The sequence below is a fragment of the Amycolatopsis sp. M39 genome (genome assembly GCF_001651785.1).
Taxonomy (GTDB): domain Bacteria; phylum Actinomycetota; class Actinomycetes; order Mycobacteriales; family Pseudonocardiaceae; genus Amycolatopsis; species Amycolatopsis rubida.
On record NZ_LWSF01000001.1, the window covers coordinates 386,365 to 410,920 of the forward strand.

A 24,556-nucleotide genomic window follows, 5' to 3' on the forward strand; every position below is an offset into this window, starting at 1 on the left:
CACCAGCTCACAGAGGAGAACAATGCAGACTCCAGTCACCATCATCGGCGCCGGCCTCGGCGGACTGACCCTGGCCCGGGTCCTGTACCTGCACGGGATTCCGGCCACGGTCTACGAGGCCGAACCGTCGCCGATGTCGCGGTCCCAGGGCGGGCTGCTCGACATTCACGATTACAACGGCCAGATCGCCGTCGAGGCGGCCGGCCTGATGGACGAGTTCCGCGGCCTGATCCTCGAAGGCCGCCAGCAGATGCGGATCCTCGATCCCGACGGCACCGTCCTGCTGGACCACCCCGACGACGGCACCGGCGGCCGTCCCGAACTCCTGCGCGGCGAGCTGCGGCAAATGCTGCTCGACTCGCTCCCGGACGGCACCGTCCGCTGGGGCCGGAAGGTCAGCGGCGTCCGCACGGTCGCCGACGGCCACGAGGTTTCCTTCGCCGACGGGGGTTCGGTCGTCGCGAAGCTGCTGGTCGGAGCGGACGGCGCGTGGTCGCGGGTGCGGCCGCTGCTGTCCGACGCGGTGCCGGAGTACCTGGGCCTCGCCTTTATCGAGACATATCTCTACGACGCCGAGACCCGGCATCCGGCGGCCGCGAAGGTCGTGGGCGGCGGCGGGATGGGCGCCCCAGGGCCGGACCGGCGCATCATGGTGCACTGCGAACGCGACGCCTTGCACACCTACGCGATGCTCAAGAAACCGGCGGAGTGGTTCGACGCGCTTGAAGGCCTCGACACCCCGGACGCGCTCGCCCGGATCGCGGCCGAGTTCGCCGAATGGGCCCCGGAAATCCGCGAGCTGATCTCCGGCGGCGACACCGCGCCGATCCTGCGCAGGCACTACACGCTGCCGGGCGTGCACCGGTGGGAGCGGGTCCCGGGCGTGACGCTGATCGGCGACGCGGCACACCTGCGCGGCCCGAACGGCGAAGGCGCGAACCTGGCCATGCTCGACGGCTCCGACCTCGCCCAGCTGCTGGCTGCGCATCCCGACGACGTCGAGACCGCGCTGGCTCTGCACGAGGAACGGATGTTCGCTCGCAACGAGGAAGTGGCCGCGGAGTCCGCCGAGATGGTCAAGCGGATCACCGCCGACCACGGCAAGGACACCGCGAAGGTGGTCGCCGAGGGGTTCCGCCGGATGCTCGCCAAGAAGCGGGAACCGGTGGAGCGGGTCAGCTGAGGCGCGCGGTGCACGTACGTCAGTGGGAGACGCTGCCCAGCCGGTGCGCTTTGAAGAACTGAAGGATCACCGGGGTGGCGTCGATGGCGGCAGGGGTGTCGGAGTCGTTGTTCGGCCGGGTGCTGGGCCAGACGTGTCCGGCCCCTTCCACCCGGAAATGCGCCAGCGAACATCCCGGCCACCACTGCGTCACCACGCCGCGCACCGGAGAAACCGAGACCGGATAAGGGAAACACCGGTCACGCGCGGCCCAGCCGTTCAACCAGTCCGGAATGGACGGCAGTCCCTTGGCCGGATTGCCGGTGTAGGGAATGGTGGTGTCGGCCGTGCCGTGGAAGTCGAGCAGCGCGACCTTCCGGCTCGGATGGCAGGCACCGCCCTGGGGGTAGAACGCACCGGAAACCGGGGCGAACGCGGCGATCCGGTCGGCCATCCGGCACGCCAGCACGCCGACGAATCCGCCGCCGTTCGATTTGCCCGCCGCGTAGATCCGGGCCGGGTCCACGCACATCCGGTGCTGCAGCGAGGTGAGCAGATCGCCGGTGAACCGCACGTCGTCGACCGGGGCCGAGTAGGGCGCGCCGGTCCAGGCGGATTTGCCGTCGGTTCCGGTGACGCCCTGCGGATACACCGCGATCACGTCCGAGCCGGAGAAGCCGGACAGTTCTTCTTGGTACTCCGCGGTGCGGCCGTGCCCGTGATAGGAGAGCACGACCGGGTACTGCCGGTGCGGGTTGTACCGCGCGGGCACGTAGATCCGGTACTCGCGATCGATCCCGCCGGAGGTCAGATGCTCGACGGTCGTGGCGCCAGGGCTGGCCACCGCCCGCCCACACCCGGTCGTCGTCGATACCGGTTCGGCCGATGCTGGCGCGGCGACCACCCCGAGGCCGATCGCCGCCGCCAGTACGGCAACGCCTGCACGGAAACGTCCGGACATCCGATCCTCCTCGATCGACGGGCGAGCGCGACCATAGTCACCCCGGATCGGCCCCGGACGAACCTTTCGTTCATTGAGTTAACGGCTACGCTCGATCGTGTGACGGACGCGGAAGAGTCCTCTGTCAACCGCATCACCGGCGGCCAGTTCGACAAGGTCGTGATGGCCGGGGCGGTGCACGGCGACATCAACGTCGGCCGATCGGGCGACAGTCCGGCGGATCTGGCCGACCCGCTCATCGCCTCGGTCCGCCTGCGACCCGGCGGAACCCTGGCCGACCTGGTGCTCGACACCGATCCGCCGCAGGTCGCCGTGCCCGGCGGGACGGTCCACATCGTCACGGTGGAAGCCAGGACGAACCGCGCCGTCGTCCTGCAATCCGCGCGGGTCGTGGTCGTCTCGCGGACCCCGCCGCGCCCGGCCTGCCTGCTGATCCGGGTCGGCGGGATCCTGGAACCGCGCCCCTTCACGACCGACTTCGACGCCCCGTCGCCGCGGCTGGTCGCGCGGGGCCCGGACTTCCCGTTCACCGTCAGCGCGACCGACGTCGAGCAGTTCGAGATCGAACCGATCACCACCACCCGCGAGGTCGCCTGGCGGCTGGAAGTGGACTGGACCTGCGCGGGTCGCCATGGCACCACGGTCATCGACAACCACGGCGAGCCGTTCCACGCGTACCCGGTGCCCGTTCTCTACTCCGGCCGCTCGCACACGGTGCTCAGCTCCGGCTGCGACCTCTTCCACGAACGCGGCTGCCCGTCGAACCTGCTTGCCGCGTCGGGTGCGCCCGCTTCGCTCTGGGACCGCGAACAGCCGCCGCCCTACCCCGTGCTGCCACCTCTCAGGGATGCCCCGGCCTTCGTGGACCTGGATCCCGACCTGAAGGAATCGTGGCCCGAATACCGCAGGGCCGCCAATGCCATCCGGATGTCCGCCGCTGAGCCGGACTTCCGCGGCCACGAGCCACCGGAGTACCGCTCGTTGCTCATTCGAGTGCTGCGCTACCTCTTCGTCTCCGGCCAAGCTCATCCCGGCGTCGCACTGGGCAGGCTCATCCACGCCGAATGGACCACGGCGCTGGGCGCGGACCACCCGGACACCCTCGCCGCCGCCAACCGCCTGGCCGGTTGCCTGATCGGCACCACCGAGCACGCGGAGGCACGCGACCTGCTGTCCGACCTCCTGCCCCGGGCGAGTCGCGTCCTCGGCGAAGACGATCCGCTGACGTTGATCGTCGCGAGCAACCTCTGCGTGGCGTATATGGGGTTGAACGAATACGAACGCGCTCGCGACCAGACGGAAGACGTTCTGGCCCGAACCCGCCGTGCGCTGGGTCCGGATGCGCTGGGCACCTTGCGGACTACCGGCAATCTGGTCCAGATCCACCTCCGCCTCGGCGACCGGGCTTCGGCGCTTGAGGTGTTGGACGATCTGCTGCCGAGGTGCCGAAGGGCGCTGGGGGAAGACCATCCGCAGACGGTGAGTGCTGCCGCGGCGCTGGCTCAGATCCAGGAGTGAGCCAGGATGTGCCTTGCCGCAGGGCGGTTTCCGCCGCAGTGAGATGTCCGGACCGATGCCCGCGGCGGGATGGACCGGGATCAGGGCGGTCGCGAGGCTTCCTCGGCGTTCGAGGAACCGCTGCCGGGCGCTCGGGAACAGCCCGAAGTCGTCATCGAGCCACGCCAAGGGCCGCCCCGCCGCGAAGTGTTTACAGTCCGGGTGCTGCTCGTAGGCGCGCACGCCAACCACGGAAAGCGCGGGCTCGCCGAGCGTCCGCCGCCCCCGCCTTCCCTCCTCAGCGCGAGACGCGCCACGCGCTACCCAGCCCCTCGCCGGGTCAAGGACGACAAAACCCCTTCGCCGCCAACACCCGCTCCAGCGAGGCCGTCACCTGCGCCCCGGAAAGCTCCCCGCTCTCCACCGCCCGCTGGAGCCGGTCCACGACCGCCCCCACGTCGTTGTGCCCGGACGAGAACAACGCCTGATCCGCCCCCGCCTGCAATGCCTTCAGCACCGCATCCGGCAGCGCGAACCGGTCCGTGATCGCCTTCATCCCGCCCAGATCATCGGTGATCACCGGGCCGGTGAAGTGGAACTCGTTGCGCAGCAACTGATACGCCTGAGGGGCCAGCGACGCCGGCTCGTCCCCGGTCAGCCCCGGCACCTCAAGATGCCCGACCATCACCGCGACCTGCCCGTACTCCGAGATGTCCCGATAAGGCACCAGATCAACCCGGCGCAGCTGATCCAGCGGCGGCGTGACGACGGTTCCCCGGTGCGAATCGCCCGAACCATGGCCGTGGCCAGGGAAATGCTTCAGCACCGGCTGCACTCCGCCCGCGCGCAGGCCCTCGGCGAAGGCCATCGCGTACTGCCGCACCTTCTCCGGGTCCGGGCTGTAGGAACGGTCGCCGATCACCGCGTCGTCGGGTTCGTCGCTCACGTCCGCGTCCGGTGCGTAGTCGACTGTCACCCCACGTGCCCGCAGTTGCTTGCCCCGCTGCTCGCCGATCGCGCGCACCTCGTCCGGTGTCTTCGAGGCCGCCAGTTGCCGGGCGCTCGGGAGCGAGCCGTCGAGGTCGTCGATGCGCTGCACGCGGCCGCCCTCCTCGTCGACGGCGACCGAAACCGGGATCTTCGCCGCCCGCTGGACGCCGTCGAGCGCGCCATTTTGCAACAGCGTGGTCTTTTTGTCTCCCACGAAGATCCCGCCGACCTGCTGCGTCCGCACGAGGTCCGCGACGGCCGCCGGATCGCCCGCGTTGACGCCCGGCACCACCAGTTGCGCCACGCGCGCCCGCGGATCCATCGCCGACACCGCCGAGGCGCAGGTCCCCTGTCCCGGCACAGTCCGCGCCGGCGAGGTTGACGCAGGTGGAGCGGCTTGCGGCGAACTTCCCTCGCTCGGCGGTGCGAGCGGGGCGGGCGTTGCTGTTCCGGAAACCGAACGATCCCCGGAACACGCGGAAAGCGCACATATGAGCGCTAATCCGCTGACGGCGCCTGCGATGCTCCAGTGGGGTCGTGCGTGCGCCTTCATCATTTCCTCTGCTGGTCCGGACGGGTCTCCGTGACGGTAACCGAACCCCACCGGCGGGCCCAACTTCACGCTGTGAAGAATGAGCGCGTCCCGACTAGAGATTTCGTGAAGCCGCGGTAGGCACACTTGCTGGCACACGACAGGCGAGTGCTCTGCACCGGGGAGGCAGCGATGAATCAGGTCAAGGTGGCGGCATGGGCTTCGGACCCGATCACCCTCGCGGGCCTCATCGACCATTTGCGCACGCGCCGCGAGGTGCGGGTGATGCCGGGCCAGCAGCGCGGTGAAGCCGCGGTGCTGGTGTTCGCCGCGAACCGCGTCACCCGCGAGGTGAAGGCGGCGCTGCGGGCCGCGGCCTCGGAGACCCCCGCGGCGATCGTGTTCGTCGCCGGATACGTGGACGCCGACGATCTGGCCGAGCTGGCCGCCTGGCACGTCGCCGCGGTGCTGCCGCGCGACGCGATCGGCGGCGACCAGCTGGTGCGCAGCATCGTGGCCGCCGCTTCCGGACGCGAGACCTCGATGCGGGATCTGCTGCAGCAGGCGGAGACCCTGCGCCGCAACGGCGACCGCACCAACCTGTCGCCGCGCGAGGTCGACGTGCTGCGGCTGATGGCCGAGGGCTGGGACACCGCGGAAATCGCGAACAAGCTCTGCTACTCGGAGCGGACCGTGAAGAACGTGATCTACGGAATGACGAACCGGCTCAAGTTGCGGAACCGTCCGCACGCCGTCGCCTACGCGCTGCGCGCCGGAGTGATTTAAAGGATGCTCACCACGTGCGAAAGCTGACCCGGCGCCCGGCCGTTGCCGCGCTCGCCGCCGCATTCCTGTTACTGGCGGCCGCGTGCGGTTCCGCCGCGTCCTCGGGGAAGATCACGCTGAGCGTGGCCACGTTCGGCGAGTTCGGCTACGCGCCGTTGTTCGAGCAGTACGAGAAAGACCATCCGAACATCGAGATCCGCGGCCGGGTCACTGATTTCGACACGCATTTCAAGAGCCTCGCCACCCAGCTGGCGGCCGGTCGCGGCGCGGCCGACGTCGTCGCGGTCGAGGAGCAGTACATCCCGAAGTACATCCGGGCCAAGGACAAATTCGTCAACCTCGCCGATTACGGCGCGGACAAGCTCAAGCAGCAATGGGCGCCGTGGAAGTGGGCGCAGGGCACCGCGGGCGATTACGTCTTCGGGCTCGGCACCGACATGGGCAGCCTCGCGATGTGCTACCGCCGGGATCTGTTCCAGCAGGCCGGATTGCCCACCGACCGCAAGGCCGTCGCCGAGCTGATGCCGGACTGGCAGGGTTACGCGAACGTCGCCGGCCGGTTCACCGAAAAGCTGCCGAAGGTGAAGTTCGCCGATTCGGCGGGCACCGTCTACACCGCGATGCTCAACCAGTCGCCGGAGAACTACTTCTCCGCCAAGGACGATTCCTATATCGCCGACCGCAATCCCAGCGTGCGCAATGCCTTCCAGTTGTCCGGCGGTCTCGCCCAAGCCCACGAAACGGCAGGCGCGACCACCTACACCCAGGCCTGGAACGTCGCGATCAAACAGGGCGCCTTCGCCACCATCGCGTGCCCGGCGTGGATGCTCGCGCAGATCAAGGAAGCCGGCGGCGACGCGGGCAGCGGCAAATGGGACGTCACCACGGTGCCGGGCAACAGCGGCAACCAGGGCGGTTCCTTCCTCGCCGTGCCGAAGCAAAGCGCGCACCCGAAGGAAGCTTACGATCTCGCGCAGTGGCTGACCGCGCCCGCGCAGCAGAAACGGCTTTTCCTTTCCGACGGAATCCTGCCGAGCGAGCCCAGCGTGTACCAGGATCCGCAGGTCGTCGCGCACACCGATCCCTATTTCTCGAACGCCCCGGTCGGCCAGATCTACGCGGCGTCGGCGGACCGGCTGCGGCCGAACTACCGCGGCCTGCACGACGCGGACGTGCGTCCCGAGTTCGGCCGCGCGCTCGGCCGGATCGAGGACGGGACCGAGAACGTCGAGCAGGCGTGGGCCGACGCGGTCCGGATGGGCCGGGACGCGATCAAGTAGCTGTCGTGGACCGGAAGCTCACCCCCTACGTCTTCATCCTGCCGTTCTTTGTCCTTTTCGGGGTGTTCGGCGCGTTCCCGCTGCTGTACACGTCGTGGGTTTCGCTGCACCGGTGGGATTTGCTGTCCGGTCAAGAAGGCGGCCTCGGCCTCGCGAATTACGCGGAGCTGTTCAGTGATCCGCGGTTCTACAATGCGTTTTTCAACACCGTCAGCATCTTCCTGCTCGCCGCGATTCCACAGTTCTTCCTCGCCCTCGGAATTGCCGCGCTGCTGAATCGGCCACTGCGCGCGGCGACCTGGTGGCGGGCCGGGCTTTTGCTGCCGAACCTGGTGTCCGTGGTCGCCGTTGGGCTGGTGTTCGCGCAGTTGTACAGCTCGGGCTACGGCGTGGTCAACGAGGTGCTCGGCTGGTTCGGGGTGCCGCCGGTTTCCTGGCAGTCGCACCAATGGTCGTCGCATCTCGCGGTCGCGAGCATGGTGATGTGGCGCTGGACCGGCTACAACGCGCTGATCTACCTGGCCGCGATGCAAGCGGTGCCCCAGGACCTGTACGAGGCCGCCGCGCTCGACGGCGCCTCGCGCTGGCGGTCGTTCTGGTCGATCACCGTGCCCGGCATCCGGCCGACGATCGCGTTCACCGCGGTCGCGGGGACGGTCAACGGCCTCCAGTTGTTCGCCGAGCCGCAACTGTTCGATGCCACCGGCAACGGCGGCGCGGGCGGCAACGACCGGCAGTTCCAGACCCTCACGATGTACCTGTACGAAAAGGGCTTCGGCAAATTCGACGCCGGATACGCGGCGGCGTTGTCCTGGGTGATGTTCCTGATCTGCCTGGTGTTCGCGATCTTCAACTACCGGCTCGTGCGCCGGTTCGTGGGTGCGCCGTGATCCGCCGGGGCCGGGCCGGGGGCTGGGTGTACGCGGTGCTGGTGGGGCTGGTCGCCTCGTCGCTGTTCCCGCTGTACTGGTCGTTCGTGGTGTCCACTCGGGACAACGCGGCGATCGGCGAGACCTCTCCGCTGCTGCTGCCCGGCGGCCATCTCTTCGACAACGTCCAGCGCGTCTTCGCCACTGTGGATTTCTGGCTGGCGATCGGCAATTCGCTGATCGTCGCGACCACCGTCATGGTGTCCAATGTGGTCCTGTCCAGCTTCGCTGGCTTTTCCTTCGCCCGGCTCCGGTTTCGCGGCCGCAACACGTTGTTCCTCATCGTGGTCGGCTCGGCGATGGTGCCCGCACAGCTGGGAGTCGTTCCGCTTTACCTGGTGGTGAGCGATTTCGGCTGGTACGGCCGGCTTGAGGCGGTGATCGTGCCCGCGCTGGTGAGCGCGTTCGGGGTGTTCTGGATGCGCCAGGCGTGCGAGGGTTCGATCGACCAGGATCTGGTTGACGCGGCCACTGTGGACGGAGCGTCGGTCCTGCGCACGTTCTGGCACGTGGCAGTCCCGGCGATCCGTCCACAAGCGACCGTCCTGGCGATGGTGACCTTCCTCGGTGCCTGGAACGACTACTTCTGGCCCCTGGTGGTCCTTGACCCGGCGCAAACGCCGACCGTGCAGGTGGTCCTGTCCCAGCTGGCGAGCGGCTACTTCACCGACTACGCCCTGATGCTCACCGGCGCGACACTGGGCGTGCTGCCGGTGATCGTGCTGTTCCTGCTGCTGGGGCGGAATCTGGTGCGCAGCATCTCGACTGGGCTCAGGACGTCGTGAGTGTTGATCACGGTGAGCACCGTGATCAACACTCACGACACATACCGCCCGAAGAACCCCGCAATCGCCGCCCGCTGCACGCTGATGCTCGCCCGCGGGTCAATCGTCCCGATCCGCGTTCGCCGCACCTTGGGATCAACCGGTACCCGCTGCGCCAGCTCCGGCAGAAACCACTGGACGTCGGTGTAGCTGTAGTGCATCGCGGTGGCCAAAGTGATGTCCTGCTTCGGCGCCGACGTGTGCTCCCACAACGACTTCCATGCTGGCGACGTCCGATGGCTGCGCGCCTGACCGTCGCTGGTGCTGCCGGACGACCCCATCAGCAGCACTGGCCGCGACACCCCATCCGCGCCAGCACGCGTGAGCTGCTCGCCGTCGACGTCGTAGGCGAGCCAACCATCCAGGTCGGCCGCGGCGTCCACTCGGGAGTCCACCGTGGACACTTCGGCGGCCGTGTCCCCGCCGAACGAATGCCCGATCGCACCGACTCGGCTCATATCCATCGCCTTGCCGAGCCCAGGAATACCGGGCAGCTGGTCAAGGGTGAACCGGACATCCGCGACCCGCGTCCGCATTCCGGCGACCAGGTCCTTGCTCTGCTGGGAGAACACCACGCGTCCGCCGGGGAAAACGACGAACGGCGCCTCGCCGGTGTGGTCGATGGTCACTGCGACGTATCCGCGGCTGGCGAGATCCTCGGCGGTCGCGCTGCCCAGCGCCCGCAGCGACGCCCAGCCCGGCGAGTACACGACCACCGGCCATCGCCCCCGCACCGGCGCGTTCGCCAGGGCATGCGTCTCGACCGCCGCCCAGTCGACCTTGCCGGTCGGCAGCCCCAACGCCGGTGCCGCGCCCTGGTCGAAGTACGGTACGGCCGCCGCGGGCAGATAGCGCGCCTTGGGCCCAGCGCCAGGCCGGGTGGGGTACCAGACGCTGATCATCAGCTCCCGGTTCCGCGCCTGGTCGACGAGGTGGACGTCGCGTTCTCCGATCGCGTGCGGCCCGGACGGCGTGGGCAGGTCGAAGGTGATCGCGGTTTCAGCCGCAGCGGGTGCGGTGCCCAAAGCGGTCACGAGGAGGGCGGCGGCGAGGACTGTTCGGAAGCGCATGCCCGAACCCTGCCGTTCCAGCCGGGGTGCCCGCGCCTGCTGACAGTCGCCAGCAACCCCCGACTTTCGTCAACCCGTCCGGCGCGCCACGGTGATCGCCAGCTCGCTGCGCGACGGCGCGTCCAGCTTCCCGAGCAACCGCACGACGTGCGCCTGAACCGTCCGCCGAGGCAGGCGCAGCTCCGTGGCGATCTCCGGGTTGGACCGGCCAGCAGCGACGAGCCGGGCGATTCGGACCTCCAGCGTCGACAGCGACTCCCAGCCGTGCTCCGGCCGCGCCGACGCCAGCGAAGCCCCACGCTGCACGCCGACCGCCTGCAACCGCGTCTCCGCGTGCTCCAGATTCCACGCCGCCGAGAGCTCCGTGTACAGCGAAGCCGCCTCATCGAACGCGGCCTGCGCGGCATCCAGCCGGCCGACGCGAGCCAGCAGCACCGCCGCGTCCTCAAGCGCGCTGGCCAGCTCCGGTTTCCTCCCCACCGCACGGAAATGCCCGACCGTCCGCAGGACCGGATCCGGATCCTCGCCCAGCAACCCCCGGCACCATTCAGCGGCCGCGAACGCCCGCGCCGGTTCGAGTTCCTTCTCCGCCTCTTCGACACACACCGCCAGCGCCCGCTCCGCCGCCGCCCGGTCGCCCGCCGCCAATGCGATCTGCGCGAACTGCGGCAGCCACTGATGCCGCAGCATCATCTGCGCGTAAGTCGGATTCAGGATCGGCTCGAACACCGTGATCGCCTTCTGCAGATCACCCTGCTGATAGGCGACCAGCGCGTGCGCGGCAAGCAAGAAGTCGAAACTCTCCCGCTCGGCACTGGTCGCGGGCGCGTGTTCCTCCGCCGCGTCGAGCAGCGCGGCCGCCTGCGCGCGCTCGCCTCGTCGCGCCGCGATGAGTGCCGCGACCCCGTGCAGCAGCAGCGCCGCCGCACCCGGTTCCCGCAGGCCGAAGAAGGTGATCGCCGGACCGTCTTCGGTCACCGTGTCCAGTTCGACCAGCGCTTCGTCCCACCGGCCTTCCCAAAACCGGTGCACCGCCACGGAAACCTGCAACCCGCTCGGCATGCTGTGCCGCCGCGTCACCTCGGCGGCCTCCTGCAGCGTGCGGTTCGCGTCGTCCAGCCGGTCGAGGTTCTGCAGCGTGAAGACGCGGTTGTCCAGCAGATCCAGGTGCAGATCGGCCAGTTCGTGCTCGTCGCCGACGGCCGCGATCGCCTCGTCCACGTGCTTCAGCGCGCTGGCGTGATGCCGCCGCACGGAATCGACCAGCCACAACGTCTGCAGCGCGTGCGCGGTGAGGTAGCGGTCGCCGTCCGCCTCGGCCCGCGCGCGATGCGCGGTCTTCTCCGCGACATCGAGGTCGTCGAGTCCGCCGCGCCGGAAGTTCGCGAGCAAATGGCGGCCGCGGACCCGCCACAGCTCCGGGACGCCCGGGTCCGTCGCCGGGTTCCCGAGCGTCTCCACCGCGAGCTGCACGTCGCCGCGGCGGAACCGCATCGCGGACACTACGTGGCGCATCTCCGCCGCGTTGTCCGGATCGCGGGACAGCGCCAGTGCTTGCAGCGCAAGGTCTTCCGGGTTCCGTTCGAGCCGGAACAACACTCGCACCAGCGCGACCAGCAACGGTTCGCGGCGAGGATCGTCGTCCTCGACCACGGCGAGCGCGCGCTCCAGCAGCTCGACCGCGATCAGCGGGGCCCGGTTCGACACCGCGCTCTGCTGTGCCACGAGCCAGTCCAGCACCCATGGATCCACAGTGGACGGAACGGCGACGAGCTGCTCGGCGACCCGCTTCACCGGCGCGCCGATCCTGGCCAGCGCTTCGGCCGCCTGCCGATGCTGCGCGGCCCGCGTTTCCGGCGGCAGATGGTGGTACAACGTCTGGCGCAGCAAGGGAAGCCGGAACGCGAGCTGGGTTCCGGTGTCGAGCAGGATATTGTCCGCCACGGCCGCTTCGAGCGGGCCGAGCAGGTCTGAGGGACGCTGCCCGAGCACCGCCGCGATGTCGCCGACCGCGAACTCCATGCCGAGGATCGCACCCCAGCCCAGCACATGCCGGGTCTGCGCGGGCAGCAGTTCCAGCCGCCGGTTGACCGCCGCGACGATCGATTCCGGCGGCTCGAACCGCAGCGGATCCGGGACGTCGGCGAGCCCGTCGCGGTGCTCGACCGCGCCCGAGTGCACCAGCGCGTCCAGCATTTCCTTGAGGTACAGCGGATTGCCGCCTGCCCGCGCGGTCAGATCCCGCAGCCGCGGCCCGGGATCCGCGCCGATCTGCCGACGTAACAGGGACAGGACGTGGTCCTCGCCGAGCGGGCCGAGGTCGAGCACGATCCCGTCCCGCGTCTCGACGCCGCGGCGCAGCTGGGTCATTTCCGGCCGCTCCGGTGCCGGTCGCGTCGCGGCGACCAGCAGCAGCGGCAGCTGCCGGGCGGCCGCGGACAACCGGTGCCACACCAGCACGCTCGACTCGTCCGCCCACTGCAAGTCGTCGACCACGAGCAACAACGGCGATTCGGCACACAGTTCGTCGACGAGCGCCAGCAGCCGGTCCACCGAGTCCAGCACCGGATCGCCGACGCGCCGCACCGGCTCTTCGCTGCTCAGCGCGACGCGTGCCCGGCGCGGATCCGGCGAATGCGGATCGATCGCCAGGCATTCGTGCATCACCTGCAACGGGAACCGCATGCTCAGCTCGTCCGCGGTGACCCAGGCGACCTGGAGGCCACCGGCGTCGCCGAACGCGTGCGCCAGCAGCTCCGACTTCCCGATCCCGGCCTCGCCCTCGATCCACACCGCCCGGCCGCGGCCCGCGCGGACGCCGTCGAGCAGCTTGCGCAGCTTGCCGACCTCGGCTTCCCGGCCGAGCAACAGGTCTCCCGGCGCCCGTACGACCGGTTCCGGCACCTCGGGGCGCGGCAGATCCAGCGCCGGGTCCTCGGCGAGCACGCGCTGGTGCAGTTCACGCAGCCCGGGTCCGGGCTCCACCCCCAGCTCGGCGCGGAGCGTGCGGCGCGCTTCGCGGAACACATCGAGCGCGTCGGAGTGCCGTCCGCTGCGGTAGAGCGCGAGCATCAGCGAGGCCCGCAGCGATTCGCGCAGCGGATATTCGGCGGTGAGCGCGGTCAGCTCGGCGATGATCTCCTGGTGGCCGCCCATTTCCAGCCTGCTGCGGGCGGCTCGGTCCAGGGTGTCCAGCCGCAGCTCGGCCAGGTACGCGCGATGCCGCTCGGCGAAATTTCCGGGCACCCCGGACAGCGCTTCGCCGTGCCAGAGCTTGAGCGCGGCACTGAATTCGGCCACCGCCCGGTTGTGCGCCCCGGCCTCGGCCTCGCGCTTGCCGTTCTCCCGGTGCTGCTCGAACTTCGCCGCGTCCAGCGCTTCCGGCGCGAGGTCGAGCGTGTAACCCGCCGGACCGGATCCGAGCACGGTCGAGGCGGACCACCGGGTGCGTTCCGGCTCCAGCGCGCGGCGCAGTCCGGAAATATAGGTGTGCACGCTGCCTTCGACACTGGCCGGCGGCGACTCGCCCCATACGCCCGCGATCAGCTCCGCGCGCGACACCGGCCGTCCGGCGGCGACCGCCAGCATGGCGAAGACCGCCCGCTGCCGCGCGGGTCCGAGCGAGATCTCGGTCGTCCCGCGCCAGGCGCGCAGCGGGCCGAGCGCCGTCACCCGCAAATCCCCTGGCATGCCGTTCCATTCGCCGTGTTGACCGAGTTTACCGCCTCGATCATGGACGCGAGTCCACCCCGGTTCACTCTCCTGCCGCACGCGCGCGGACCGGACTGGCCCGCCGGATGCCGTACGGCTGCATCCGTGTCTCGGCCCTTCGCACGTCCCAGGCCGCGCCGACCGAGGTGTAGCTGGTGAGTGCCGCGAGGAAAGCCGTGCGCGCCTCGTCGAGGCGGCGGTACTCGGCGAGCAGGATCGCGGCGTCCTCGCTGGCCCGAGCGTGCTTGAGCATCCGACCGGCGGATTCGTAGTGCGTGGCGGCGCCGAGGATCGCGTCCGGATCCGCGGTGACCAGGCCCCGGCAGTGCGCGGTCGCCGCGGTGTGCGACGGCGGAGTGTCGTATCCGCTGGTGTCGCCCATCAGCCGCAACGCCCGGAACGCGTGCGGCTGGTCGCCGAGCTGCATGGCGAGCCGGGCGAGGTCGGGCAGCCACTGCTGGCGCGCCGCGGGCGGGTAGTTCTGGTCCAGCAGCGGGAGAAGCGCGGCGAGAGCGGCTTCCGGGTCGCCTTCCAGCTCGGCGAGCTGGGCGCGCGCGGCGAGCAGGTAGTCGCCGCCGTTCGGTTCGAGACCGTGCGGGAACTGGTGCCGGGCGGCCGTGTCGAGATGCGCGCGCGCCTCGTCCGGTTCGTCCCGGTGACTCGCGATCAGCGCGCCGACGCCGTGCACCAGCAACGCCGATCCCGGGCTGCGCAACACATACGACGCGGTTTCGGCGCCGCCCCGGATCACCGTGTCGAGTTCGGCCAGCGCCTCGCCCCAGCGGCCGCGCCAGTAATAGTGCACCGCGCCTGCCAGGTGCATCTCGCCGGGCACCGCCCGGGTCGCGGCCAGCCGGCGCGCGGTGCTCAGGTCGGCGTCGTTGTCGAGCCCGTCCAGCACGCCCAGTTCGGACAGATCCGGCGCGGCCGCCTGATGGTCGACGGCGAACCGCTCGATGGTGACGCGCAAGGTTTCGTGCCGCCCGCGCCACATCTCCGGCACCTTCGGATCGGCCAGCGTGCGGCGGACTTCCGCGGAGGCTTCGGCGAATTCGCCGCGGCGGTAATAGATGTAGGCGAGGATCCAGCGCATTTCCGCGGCCTGCCTGCTGTCCTGGGTGCGCGCGACGACCGACCGCGCCTCCGCCTCCGGCTCCCGGCCGAGCCAGAACAGCAGCCGGGCGAGCGTGGCGGTGAGCGGTTCGCGGGCCTCGGCGGGCAGCACGGCCTGCTTGACCACCTGTTTGAGCAGATCCACCGCGGTCCGCGGCGACTGCGCGGCGACCGTGCCGATGTGCTCGACCAGCCAGTTCGCCACCCACGGATCCACCTGCGCGGGTGCGGCGGCCAGTTGTTCGGCGACGCGTTCCGCGCCCGCACCCGCTCCATCGAGCGCTTCGGCCAGCTGCCGGTGCAGCGCTACGCGCATCGCGGCTGGCGTCTTCTCGTACAACACGCGGCGCAGCAACGGATGCCGGAACGCGAGCAGATCACCGGACTCGACCAGCACTCCCGCGGTGAGTGCCTCCTCGACCGCGGGGACGAGCGCGGTCGGCGCGCGTTCGGTGGCGATCGCGATGTCGGCGAGCGAGAACTCCTTGCCCAGCAAGGCCGCCCAGCGCAGCAGGTCGCGCGCCGAGCTGGAGAGGAAGATCAGGTACAGCGTGATTCGCGAGCCGAGCGGCGACGGGATCGAACGGCACGAGGAACCGTCGACGATCGCGTGCGCGCCGTCGAGCAGGATCATCGAATTGGCGAGCAGCGTCTCGATGATTTCCGTGGCATAGCGCGGGTTTCCAGCGGCGTGACTGAGCAGCAGCGAGAACATCCGGTTCGGCGGCGCACCGGTCAGGTCGGCCGAGAGCTTCCGGATCTCGCTGTCTGGCAAGGGTTCCAGCCGCAGCAGCGAGGTCGCGCCGGACGACAGGTCCGCGGCGAGCGCTTCGAGCGCGGCCGAGCGGGGGAGCGGACGGCTCGCTCCGACGAGCAGCAGCGGCAGCCGCCGGGTCTCGCGCGCGAGATGCTGCCACACCTGCAACGTGGTTTCGTCCGCCCACTGCAGATCGTCGACCACGAGCGCGAGCGGGCCGTCCGCGCACAGCTGCCGGACCAGTCCGAGAATGCCCTGGACGGGATCCAGCTCCGGGTTCTCGGCGAGCGCCACGGCCAGTTCCGCGCGGCGCAGGTCCGAGGCCCGCGGGTGCACGCCGAGCGCGTCCAGCAGCGGACGCAGAGCAAAGCCCTGGTCGAGCGAGTCCGCGGCGGCGAACAGCGCGGGGTACCCGGCTTCGTGTGCCAGCGCGACGGTTTCGGCCAGCAGCGCGGTCCGGCCGATTCCCGGTTCGCCCTTGACCCACACCGAACGGCCGAGGCCGCCGCCGAGACCGGCGACGGCCTCGCTGAGCAGCTGCAGCTCGTCTTCCCGCCCGGCAAACGTCGCCGGACGCGGCGGCAGCACTGGCAACGGGAAGCGCGGAACCTTCGTGACTGGCGCGGGCGCGACCGCTTCGTCGGCGGCCAGCAGCTTTTCGTACAGCTCCCGCAGCGCTGGGCCCGGCTCGGTGCCGGATGCTTCGATCAGCCGTTCGCGCAGCTCGGTGTAGACGGTGAGCGCCTCGTGATGCCGGCCCGCCTGGTCGAGTGCTCGCATGAGCAGTCCGTGCAGCGGCTCGCGGAACGGGTGTTCCGCGGCGAGCTCGCCGAGCTGCGCGCCGAGCCCGGCGGACTCGCCCGAGTCCATCGCCAGCTCGGCCCGGCGTTCGACGGTCGCCAGCCGGAGTTCCTCCAGCCGCACCCGCTGCGCGGTGGCGTAATGCCCGGTGAGACATTGCAGCGGCGTGCCGTCCCACTCCGCGAGAGCCTCGTCGAGCACGCTCCGCGCCTCGGCCCGGCGTCCCTCGGCGAGCAGCCGGTTGCCGAGGTCGCGCAGCGCGCTGAAGCGGTGGACGTCGATCCGCTCCGGATCGACGCAGAGCGAGTAGCCGGATCCGGTGGACGCGATCAGCTGCGATTCGGCGCCTTTGCGGCGGCCAGGTTCGAGCACGCGGCGCAGGCCGGAGATATAGGTGTAGATGCTCCCTTGCGCACTGGCCGGGGGGGCGTCGCCCCACACCGCGTCGATGAGCACTTCGCGGGAGACGGTGCGGTTCGCGGAAAAAGCGAGTACCGCGAAGATTGTGCGCCGATGAGCAGAACCGAGGTCGAGCTGCCGGTCGCCGAGCCAGGCTCGCACCGGTCCGAGCAGCTGGATTTCCGGCGCCGGGACGCCGCCGGATGCCGACATCGGTCTCCCTTCACGCGCTGACGGATCGTCACACGCCGGATGCCACTGGTGAGCTTACGCCGAAAAGGTGACGTCGCGGGACCGCTCCGGGTTGCTTTTGCCGGTCTTGTCCAGCGAATTGTCCGCCTGACAGAGTCGCGGGGGAGGCCCGGCGGTGAACGCCGGGCAAACCGGCCGGGCGGTCCGGCAGGCACACCTGTCCCGACAAAGGGGCATCGGCCGCGCTCCCCGGTTTCCGAACGGGAATCCCTGCGGCAGCCTCGATGAGGAACCCGCGCGCTCGATTCGCGGCTTCGGCGCGGCGACGGTGAGGAGGAGGCGTGGACCCGGTTCCGGCCCCGGCGAGGGCGAGGTTCGCGGCGGCGATCGACGCGGCGAACGCCTGTTTCGGCACGGTGAACAGCGAAATGGCGGCGCTGCAGGCGTCGTGGCGCGGCGAGGCGGCGGTGCGGTTCGGCCAGGCGATGAACGATTGGGAGCAGCAGTTCGATCGCATTCTGGCAAGTCTGGCAGATCTCGTGGACGGCGCGCGCGGTACGGCCGCGTCCACCACCGCAAAGTGCTCAGATGAGCGCGTGCGGTGCGCCGATCACCGATGAGCGGCGACCCCAGCTTCGACCAGGCCGCCGAGGTGCTGTCCCGGATCCGCCGCACCACCGGCGACCTCGGCGCGGTGCTCGCCGAACTGGAGTCCGCGGTGGAACCCGAGGTGGCCGGCTGGCCCGCCGCGGCGCGCGCTCGCTACCGGGAGGCCAAACGGGAGTGGGCCACCGCGCTCGACCGGATGCCCGAATGCCTCGACCGGGCGGCGCAAGCGTTCCGCGAGATCTCTTCCGAAGACCCGAAAAGAGGCCGCTGAACAGGGAAAACCCCGGTTTTCTTCACCGGCCTTCACCAGCACGCCAGAAAACGTGAAGTCTCGCCCGGCACAGTGGGCCCAGGCAATGTGGAGGGGGTAGTCGTGAAGCTCGTCAAGGTCGCAGTGCTCGCCTCGGACCCGATCACCCGGGCCGGAGCCGCGAGCCTGCTGGGTTCGCGCCCGGAGCTGGTCATGGTCGGCCAGGACGCGGCGAGCCAGGCGGACGTGGTCCTCGTGATGGAGGAGCACGTGACCGACCGGGTGCTGTCGCAGGTGCGGGACCTCGGCAGGCAGTCCGAGCAGCTGACCGGACCGCATCTGGTGATCGTGGTCGACCATTTCCGCGAGAGCGACCTGATGACGGCGGTCGAATGCGGGGTCGTCGCGATCCTGCCGCGTCGCGAAACCGGCGGCGGCGAACTGGTCGCGGCAGTGCTGGCCGCGGGTGACGGCACCGCGACGCTCCCGCCGCGGCTGCAGGGGGCGCTGCTCGCGCAGGTGCAGCGGATGCGCCGCGACGTGCTGGAGCCGAACGGCCTCACGCTGTCCGGCCTGGCGTCGCGCGAATGCGACGTGCTGCGGCTGGTCGCCGAGGGCTACGGCACCGAGGAGATCGCGACGAAGCTCTGTTATTCGGAGCGGACGGTCAAGAACGTGCTGTACGGCCTGATGACCCGATGCGGTCTGAACAATCGTGCGCACGCCGTGGCCTATGCCCTGCGCGCCGGCGCGATCTAATCTGCTGATCATGGTGCAGACGGCGGTAGAGATCGCCCGCGGAGTGCGGGCAGGAGAGCTGGACCCGGTCCAGGTGACCGAGGAAGCTCTCGCCCGGATCGCGGCAGCGGACGGCGTCGTCGGCGCTTTCCGCCGAGTGCGCTTCGCCGAGGCCCGAGCCGAAGCCGCCGAAGTCGCGGCCCGCCCGGACCTGGCTTCGCTGCCCCTGGCCGGCGTCCCCGTCGCGGTCAAGGACGTCACCGAGGTCGCTGGCGAGTACCTGGGCTGGGGCTCGGAAGCGGGCCCGCGCGAGGCGGCGGCCGCCGACGGTCTGATCGCCACCCGCCTGCGCGCGGCCGGCGCGGTCATCGTCGGCCTGACCCGCGTGCCGGAGCTGTGCATCTTCCCGACCAGCGACGACCCCGCCGGGATCGCCCGCAATCCCCGCAACCCGGCCTTCACCGCAGGCGGTTCCTCCGGCGGCAGCGCCGCCGCGGTAGCCGCGGGCCTGGTCCCGATCGCCCACGGCACCGACGGCCTGGGATCCATCCGCCTCCCCGCCGGAATGTGCGGAATCGTCGGCCTGAAACCGGGCCGGGACGTGGTCTGGGAAGAGAACCCAGGCTGGTTCGGCCTCTCCACCCACGGCCCGCTGACCACGACGGTCGCCGACGCCGCCCTCCTGATGTCCGTCCTGGCCGACCGCCCGGAATGGGCAACGACGGCGACTCCGGGCCCCTTGCGCATCGCGACCTCCACCCAGGTCCCGTTCACCCGCGCCCCGCTGTCTCGCCCGCTTCGCGCCGCCGTCGAGCGGGCAGCCGAACTCCTGTCGGCTGGCCACTCGGTCACTTCCGCGACCCCCGCCTACCCGCTCCGCGCCCTGGGCGGCCTGGTCGCTCGCTGGCTCGCCGGTCCGGCCGAGCAGGCCGTGGGCTCCTTCGACCTGTCCCGCCTCCAGCCCCGCACGCGAACCCACGTCCGGGTAGGCCGTCTGACCGCACGCCTGGTCAACGACCGCGCCCGAGACGAATGGGAGGCGATCGCGGCGCAGTTCTTCGAGTCCCACGACGTGCTGGTGACCCCGACGTTGGCGACGCTCCCGCTGAAAGCCCGCCGCTGGCACCGCGAATCCTGGCTGGCGAACGCGGTCCCGTCATCGAGAGTGGCGTCTTTCACCGGTCCGTGGAACCTCGCCGGATACCCGGCGCTGTCCGTTCCGGTGGCCCGGCATCCCGTCCATGACCTGGCGATGTGCGTGCAGTTGGTCGCTCGCCCCGGCGGGGAGCCGGTGCTGCTCGGGCTGGCGGCGGAACTGGAATCGGCGAACCCCTGGCCGCGGACGGTCTAGGGGGATCCTGCGGTCCGTGAGGGGAACCCTGAGAGAGTGTTTCGAAACCCGCGTGGTCAGTCGCTGAATCNCATGTGTTACACGGCAGCTTGCACACAACCGCCCGATAAACGCCACGCCGCCCCGATATCACAGCTAACGCCCGACCACGCCACCGGGTTTCGAAACACCCTCTGAGGGAATCAGAGTCCCTGAAGGTGGCTCTCATGGACTTGGCCTGGGCGCACGTTGGCGGGCAGCGCGACTACTAGCGCGCGCCGCGAACCCCTGAGGGCGGGCCAGCTTCGCGCGGTGGTCCGTTGTTCCTTCCAAGCTGCGTGTGGAAGGTCTGCTCGGATAGCCGCAGCTGACTGCCCGCCACCCCGTCGTCCGGGCTGGCGGGCTTACTGCCGGTTGCGGCTCAGCTGCTGGGCTTGCCCGCCGCCTGCGGCTGGGACTTCGCGCCGTTGCTCGTCGAACCGTTCCCGTTCTTCGCGCCGTTTCCAGCCGAGCTTTCCGTCGCCCCACCGCTCCCGGACGAGCCGTTCCCGGTCGTGGCCTTGGCACCCGAACCGTTCCCGCTCTTCGGCTTCGGCGACGGTGCGGCCTTCGGCTCAACGGGCCCCGGCGAGGGGTCCGGCTGGGCCGGGTCGTCGCCGCCGACCAGCTTCGACGCGGCGGGCAGCACCGATTCCGACGGCAGCGCCGTCAGCAAGTTTTCGCTGCGGCCGAGGACCTCGTCCGCCATCGCCAGGTTCTTGCGGGCCTGTTCGCGGATCTCGGCGAGCCGCTCCACCTTCCGTGTCGCCGCGGTGGTGCGCTGGGCCGCCTGCGTGGTCGCCTCGTCGAGACGGCGCTTGGCCTCCGCCGTCGCCTCCTCGACGCGGCGGGTCGCCTCCGCGGTGGCTTCCGAGATGCGGCGCTCGGCCTGGTTCTTGCTGGCCGTGCGCTGGTCAGCGATCATCTTTTCGTGCGCGGTGCGCTCGGCGGTGATCTTCGCGTCGAAGTCGCGCTCGATCTTGCGGCGCTTGCGCTCGGCTTCGTTGTCGAGGAGTTCCCGGCGCTGCGCCGCCTCGACCGTCAGCCGCTGCACTTCGGCGCGGGTCTCCTGCAGCGCGGCCTCGTGCTCCGAGTGCAGCGCTTCGGCCTGCTTGTCCAGCTCCTCGACCAAGCGGTGGTACCGCTCGCGCAGCTTCGTGGACGCCTCGGTGGACGACGCCCAGTGCTTCTCGGCCGCCACCTGCGCGCGCTTGGTGATCTCCTCGGCCCGCGCGTTCGCGAGCGTCACGGTGCGCTGCATCCGCTCGTCCAGGTCCTCGAGCCGCTCCGGCGGCTTCATCAGTTCCTCGACCCGCGACTGCAGCTTCGACACCTCGCCGCGCGTCGTCTCGAGTTCGCGCGACAGCGTGGCGACCTGGGCGGCCGCCGCGTCGCGGTCGGTGATCAGCCGGTGCAGCTGGCCTTCGAGGTGGTCGAGGTACTGCCGCACCTCGGTGCGGTCGAAGCCGCGCCAGGCTTCGGTGTACTCGCGCCGCAGCGGGAGGAGGCCGTTGTCTCGCTCGGGAACCATGCCCACGACCGTACCCGCGCACCTGGCGTGCGTGCCGCCAGGAGTGGTGAATCACCGCCCCGGGTCGATTCTTCGCGGCGATCTCGCCTGAACGGCCTCACCCGCCGCGCGAAGCCGTCACTACCAGTGGAACCCGCGCGACAGCCGGGCCAGCGCCATCGCCGCGCGGGACAGGTGTTTCTCGCCCCGCCCGATCTTCAGTTTCCCGCTGCCGCCCGCCGCCGCGGAGTCCGGGAAAATCCGGAAACCCTGGTACGCGATCGCGTCGGTGAGCCCCGGCGCGAGCGTGTAGGTCAGCCCGATCGCCTGGCCCGCCGGGGTGCCGATGTGCTTCGGACGCTGGATCAGCGCTTTCAGCACCATGTCCGCCGCCTGCTCCGGCGATTTCGTGGGGAACGCGTCGTAGATCTTCGTCGGCCGGATCATCGGCGTGCGCACGAGCGGCATGTGGATGGTGGTGAAGGTGATCCCGTCGCCGTGCGTTTCGGTCGCCGCGATCCGGGAGAAGTAGTCCAGCGCGGCCTTCGACGCGGCGTAGGCGGAAAACCGCGGCGCGATTCCCTGCACGCCGATCGAGGAAACGTTCACGATGTGCCCGAATTTCCGCTCCGACATGTGCGGGAGGACCGCCAGGATGAGCCGCACCGCGCCGAAGTAGTTGATCGCCATCGCGCGCTCGTAGTCGTGCATCCGGTCGTAGGACAGCTTGATCGAGCGCCGGATCGAGCGGCCGGCGTTGTTCACGAGCATGTCGATCCGGCCGTGTTCGGACAGCATCGCGTCCACGGCCTTGCGCACCGAATCCTCGTCGGTGAGGTCCGCCGGGTACACCGACGCGGTGCCGCCCGCCGTGATGATCTCGTCCCGCACTTCTTCCAGTTCGTGCTGCCTGCGCGCGACCAGCAGCGGCACCCCGCCCGCCGCGGCGACCTTCAGCGCGGTCGCCCGGCCGATGCCCGACGACGCGCCGGTGATGATCACCCGGCGGCCGTCCAGTTCGCCGCGCGGACCGTGCTTGCGCGCGCGGAACGGGTCGAGGTGTTCGCGCCAATAGCGCCACAGCGTCGCGGCGTATTCCTCGAGCTGCGGCACCTCGACGCCGCTGCTGGCCAGCGCCTTCCGCGTTTCCGTCGACGCGAACACCGACGGGAAAGCCATCGTTTCCAGCAGCACCGGCGGAATGCCGAGCCGCTCCAGCACCGCGTCGCGGGCGATCGTGAACCCCGGAATGTGCTCGCTGAGCTTGACCAGCCCGACGATTCCCTTCGACACCTTGTCGCCGAGCTGCACGGTGATCGTCGGCGCTCCGGCGGCGCGGGCGAACGCGTTGTAGACCGCCACCACCGGCTGCGGTTCGGGGTTGACGAGGTGGAAGGCGCGGCCGTCGAGACCCGGCGTGGTGACCAGTTCCAGCAGGGCCTTCGCGACGTAGTCGACCGGAACCACGTTGGTGTCGCCCAGATCCGGCCCGGCGGACGGGATGTCGGGCAACCCGGCGAGCCTGCTGATCGCGGGGAAGAGGTAGTACGGGCCGTCGATCTTGTCCATCTCGCCGGTCTGCGAATCGCCGACCACGACCGCCGGCCGGTACACCCGCCAGGGCACCTCGTGCTGGTCCCGGACGAGCTTCTCGGCCTCGAACTTGGTGCGGTGGTACGGCGTGATCAGCCGCTGGCCCACGTCGAACATGTCCTCGGTGAACAGTCCTTCGTGGTCGCCCGCGACGGCGACCGACGAGACGTGGTGCAGGCACCCGGCGTTCAGGTCCGCGGCGAGGTCGATGACGTTCTGCGTACCGTCCACATTGGCCCGGATGCTGGTTTCGTCGTCGGCGGTGATGTCGTAGAGCGCGGCGAGGTGGATGACGTGGTCGACGCCGCGCAGCGCCTCCCGGTCCGTTTCGGACACTCCCATCAGCGGTTCGCCGAGGTCGCCGGTCACCAGCGTCACGCGGTCTGGATGCGGCCATCCGTCGACGAGCGCGGCCAGCTTCTCCCGCGACGACGCGCGCACCACCAGCGCGACCCGTTCCACCTCCGGCCGGGTGAGCAGCTGCCGGGTGACCTGGCGCCCGATCAACCCGGTCGCGCCTGTCACCAAGAACGTCGCCATCTCCATCACCCTCCGCCGTGCCGCCGCCTGGACCCATGGGCATTCTGCTGCATGGACGCCGCCCTGACCACAACGCGGCAGGGTGAGGTTACTCGCAAGTAACTTAGTGTCCGCGGGAGGTTCCGCAGGTGGCAGCGGATTTCCGCGAGCGACGGATCGGCCAAAAACTGCGCGAATGGACCCCTCGCGCGGTTTTAGCGGGTCACGAGGGGACCCCTCACTCCGGGTCCGCGATCACGACGCGGTTCTCCTCGTACCCGTCGCTCCCGCCGATCCAGCGCCCGCCGCAGGTCACCAGGACCACCCGGTGCGGACCGGCCTGGCCGAAGAGATCGTCGGCGCGGCTCGGCAGATCGTTCTTGTGCACGGTGACCAGCTGCGAAATCCGGTACCGGCTCGTTTTGCCCGCGCGGTCCACGATCGTCACCACGCCGCCGATGCGCTCGCTCCACAGTTCGGAGAACGGCCCGGTCGCGCCGCGCCAGTTCACGTGGCCCGCGAACACGCTCGCGCCGCTGACCGCTTCCAGGTCCGCGCCCCACCACGCCGCCTGGCCGATGTCCGACGGCACCGGCAGCGTGCTGCCCGGCCCGAGGTCCTGGCGCACCATCGCCGCGGTCCCGCCGCCGGGCAGCCGGATCGTGCCCGGCGCCTGCGGCCCCGGTTCCGGGGCTTGCCGGTGCTCCGCGGGCGCGGCCGGCGGTGCGGCCGCCGAACTGCTAGGCGGCACCGCACTGCTCGACGGCGGTGGCGCGGGAGCCAGTTGCTGCGGGGGTGCGGCCGGAACCGCGGCGGTGACCGGGGACGCGCTCCCGGCCACCACCGTCGTCGGCGGCGAACTGATCACGACCGTCGCGAGTTCCACCGCCAGCACGCTTGCCGCGCCGAGCACGAACCCACCGACCAGCCGTCCTTTTCCGCTCATTGCCCTTACTGCTTTCGC

General features: G+C 70.3%; 18 protein-coding genes. 10 read left to right on the forward strand and 8 right to left on the reverse strand.

What is annotated here, in order from left to right; genetic code table 11:
* Positions 1-22: 22 nt before the first annotated feature.
* Positions 23-1,183, forward strand: a complete 1,161-nt coding sequence (locus A4R44_RS01935) for an NAD(P)/FAD-dependent oxidoreductase (RefSeq protein ID WP_067575807.1) — start codon at positions 23-25, stop codon at positions 1,181-1,183.
* A 19-nt stretch (positions 1,184-1,202) separates the two neighbouring features.
* Here A4R44_RS01935 and A4R44_RS01940 read toward each other — a convergent pair whose 3' ends face one another.
* On the reverse strand, positions 1,203-2,123 hold the full coding sequence (locus tag A4R44_RS01940) for a PHB depolymerase family esterase (RefSeq protein WP_067575809.1): 921 nt from the start codon (positions 2,121-2,123) through the stop codon (positions 1,203-1,205).
* Positions 2,124-2,222: 99 nt separating this feature from the next.
* On the opposite strand from A4R44_RS01940, the gene A4R44_RS48755 reads away from it, so the two are divergent.
* Positions 2,223-3,641 (forward strand): tetratricopeptide repeat protein, encoded by a 1,419-nt coding sequence (locus A4R44_RS48755; protein WP_198545135.1) that lies wholly within the window; start codon positions 2,223-2,225, stop codon positions 3,639-3,641.
* A 319-nt stretch (positions 3,642-3,960) separates the two neighbouring features.
* On the opposite strand, the gene A4R44_RS01950 is transcribed toward A4R44_RS48755, so the two are convergent.
* Positions 3,961-4,932: a glycoside hydrolase family 3 N-terminal domain-containing protein gene (locus A4R44_RS01950; protein WP_067575810.1), complete on the reverse strand. Its 972-nt coding sequence runs from the start codon at positions 4,930-4,932 to the stop codon at positions 3,961-3,963.
* A 402-nt stretch (positions 4,933-5,334) separates the two neighbouring features.
* Here A4R44_RS01950 and A4R44_RS01955 point away from each other — a divergent pair, with 402 nt between their 5' ends.
* Genes A4R44_RS01955 through A4R44_RS01970 form a run of 4 tightly spaced genes read left to right on the forward strand, consistent with a single transcriptional unit; the run spans position 5,335 to position 8,922 of the window.
* On the forward strand, positions 5,335-5,928 hold the full coding sequence (locus A4R44_RS01955) for a LuxR C-terminal-related transcriptional regulator (RefSeq protein ID WP_009083220.1): 594 nt from the start codon (positions 5,335-5,337) through the stop codon (positions 5,926-5,928).
* 14 nt (positions 5,929-5,942) lie between these two features.
* The gene (locus tag A4R44_RS01960; protein ID WP_067575811.1) at positions 5,943-7,208 is read left to right on the forward strand and encodes an ABC transporter substrate-binding protein; all 1,266 of its coding nucleotides are present in this window, start codon (positions 5,943-5,945) and stop codon (positions 7,206-7,208) included.
* A gap of 5 nt (positions 7,209-7,213) precedes the next feature.
* Entirely contained in the window at positions 7,214-8,098 is an 885-nt protein-coding gene (locus A4R44_RS01965) for a carbohydrate ABC transporter permease (protein WP_167545284.1), read from the forward strand.
* Positions 8,098-8,922, forward strand: coding sequence for a carbohydrate ABC transporter permease (locus A4R44_RS01970; RefSeq protein WP_067576529.1), 825 nt, complete (start codon positions 8,098-8,100; stop codon positions 8,920-8,922). Before A4R44_RS01965 ends, A4R44_RS01970 begins: the two co-directional genes overlap by 1 nt.
* Positions 8,923-8,954: 32 nt before the next feature.
* Here the strand turns inward: A4R44_RS01970 and A4R44_RS01975 are convergent, their stop codons facing one another.
* The 3 genes from A4R44_RS01975 to A4R44_RS01985 all read right to left on the reverse strand — a co-directional run bounded on the left by A4R44_RS01975 (position 8,955) and on the right by A4R44_RS01985 (position 17,025).
* Positions 8,955-10,031, reverse strand: coding sequence for a dienelactone hydrolase family protein (locus A4R44_RS01975; RefSeq protein ID WP_067575813.1), 1,077 nt, complete (start codon positions 10,029-10,031; stop codon positions 8,955-8,957).
* Positions 10,032-10,100: 69 nt separating this feature from the next.
* Positions 10,101-13,721, reverse strand: a complete 3,621-nt coding sequence (locus A4R44_RS01980; RefSeq protein ID WP_067575814.1) for a BTAD domain-containing putative transcriptional regulator — start codon at positions 13,719-13,721, stop codon at positions 10,101-10,103.
* 64 nt (positions 13,722-13,785) lie between these two features.
* Positions 13,786-17,025 carry a BTAD domain-containing putative transcriptional regulator gene (locus tag A4R44_RS01985; protein WP_067575815.1) on the reverse strand — a complete coding sequence of 1,080 codons (3,240 nt, stop codon included), beginning with the start codon at positions 17,023-17,025 and terminating at the stop codon, positions 13,786-13,788.
* 320 nt (positions 17,026-17,345) lie between these two features.
* On the opposite strand from A4R44_RS01985, the gene A4R44_RS01990 reads away from it, so the two are divergent.
* The 4 genes from A4R44_RS01990 to A4R44_RS02005 all read left to right on the forward strand — a co-directional run bounded on the left by A4R44_RS01990 (position 17,346) and on the right by A4R44_RS02005 (position 19,952).
* Complete coding sequence (locus A4R44_RS01990; protein WP_067575817.1) at positions 17,346-17,624, forward strand: WXG100 family type VII secretion target; 279 nt, start codon at positions 17,346-17,348, stop codon at positions 17,622-17,624.
* Positions 17,621-17,884 (forward strand): hypothetical protein, encoded by a 264-nt coding sequence (locus tag A4R44_RS01995; RefSeq protein WP_067575819.1) that lies wholly within the window; start codon positions 17,621-17,623, stop codon positions 17,882-17,884. The genes A4R44_RS01990 and A4R44_RS01995 overlap by 4 nt, the downstream gene beginning before the upstream one ends.
* Positions 17,885-17,986: 102 nt before the next feature.
* Positions 17,987-18,622: a response regulator transcription factor gene (locus A4R44_RS02000; RefSeq protein WP_067575820.1), complete on the forward strand. Its 636-nt coding sequence runs from the start codon at positions 17,987-17,989 to the stop codon at positions 18,620-18,622.
* Between the two features lie 10 nt (positions 18,623-18,632).
* Complete coding sequence (locus tag A4R44_RS02005) at positions 18,633-19,952, forward strand: amidase family protein (RefSeq protein WP_067576530.1); 1,320 nt, start codon at positions 18,633-18,635, stop codon at positions 19,950-19,952.
* Between the two features lie 400 nt (positions 19,953-20,352).
* Here the strand turns inward: A4R44_RS02005 and A4R44_RS02010 are convergent, their stop codons facing one another.
* From A4R44_RS02010 to A4R44_RS02020, 3 genes are all read right to left on the reverse strand, one after another.
* Positions 20,353-21,501 carry a cell division protein DivIVA gene (locus A4R44_RS02010; RefSeq protein WP_067575823.1) on the reverse strand — a complete coding sequence of 383 codons (1,149 nt, stop codon included), beginning with the start codon at positions 21,499-21,501 and terminating at the stop codon, positions 20,353-20,355.
* Between the two features lie 120 nt (positions 21,502-21,621).
* Positions 21,622-23,613: an SDR family oxidoreductase gene (locus A4R44_RS02015; protein WP_067576532.1), complete on the reverse strand. Its 1,992-nt coding sequence runs from the start codon at positions 23,611-23,613 to the stop codon at positions 21,622-21,624.
* Positions 23,614-23,830: 217 nt separating this feature from the next.
* A complete protein-coding gene (locus A4R44_RS02020; RefSeq protein WP_067575825.1) occupies positions 23,831-24,538 on the reverse strand; it encodes a class F sortase in 708 nt (235 codons plus the stop codon).
* Between the last annotated feature and the right edge of the window lie 18 nt (positions 24,539-24,556).

Bases quoted from the DNA above. Each gene is read 5' to 3' on its own strand.
- A4R44_RS01955 (WP_009083220.1), top strand. From the start codon at position 5,335: ATGAATCAGGTCAAGGTGGCGGCATGGGCTTCGGACCCGATCACCCTC.
- A4R44_RS01975 (WP_067575813.1), bottom strand. From the start codon at position 10,031: ATGCGCTTCCGAACAGTCCTCGCCGCCGCCCTCCTCGTGACCGCTTTG.
- A4R44_RS02020 (WP_067575825.1), bottom strand. From the start codon at position 24,538: ATGAGCGGAAAAGGACGGCTGGTCGGTGGGTTCGTGCTCGGCGCGGCA.
- A4R44_RS01995 (WP_067575819.1), top strand. From the start codon at position 17,621: ATGAGCGGCGACCCCAGCTTCGACCAGGCCGCCGAGGTGCTGTCCCGG.
- A4R44_RS02015 (WP_067576532.1), bottom strand. From the start codon at position 23,613: ATGGCGACGTTCTTGGTGACAGGCGCGACCGGGTTGATCGGGCGCCAG.
- A4R44_RS01940 (WP_067575809.1), bottom strand. From the start codon at position 2,123: ATGTCCGGACGTTTCCGTGCAGGCGTTGCCGTACTGGCGGCGGCGATC.
- A4R44_RS01935 (WP_067575807.1), top strand. From the start codon at position 23: ATGCAGACTCCAGTCACCATCATCGGCGCCGGCCTCGGCGGACTGACC.
- A4R44_RS02005 (WP_067576530.1), top strand. From the start codon at position 18,633: ATGGTGCAGACGGCGGTAGAGATCGCCCGCGGAGTGCGGGCAGGAGAG.
- A4R44_RS01985 (WP_067575815.1), bottom strand. From the start codon at position 17,025: ATGTCGGCATCCGGCGGCGTCCCGGCGCCGGAAATCCAGCTGCTCGGA.
- A4R44_RS02010 (WP_067575823.1), bottom strand. From the start codon at position 21,501: ATGGTTCCCGAGCGAGACAACGGCCTCCTCCCGCTGCGGCGCGAGTAC.
- A4R44_RS01950 (WP_067575810.1), bottom strand. From the start codon at position 4,932: ATGGATCCGCGGGCGCGCGTGGCGCAACTGGTGGTGCCGGGCGTCAAC.
- A4R44_RS01980 (WP_067575814.1), bottom strand. From the start codon at position 13,721: ATGCCAGGGGATTTGCGGGTGACGGCGCTCGGCCCGCTGCGCGCCTGG.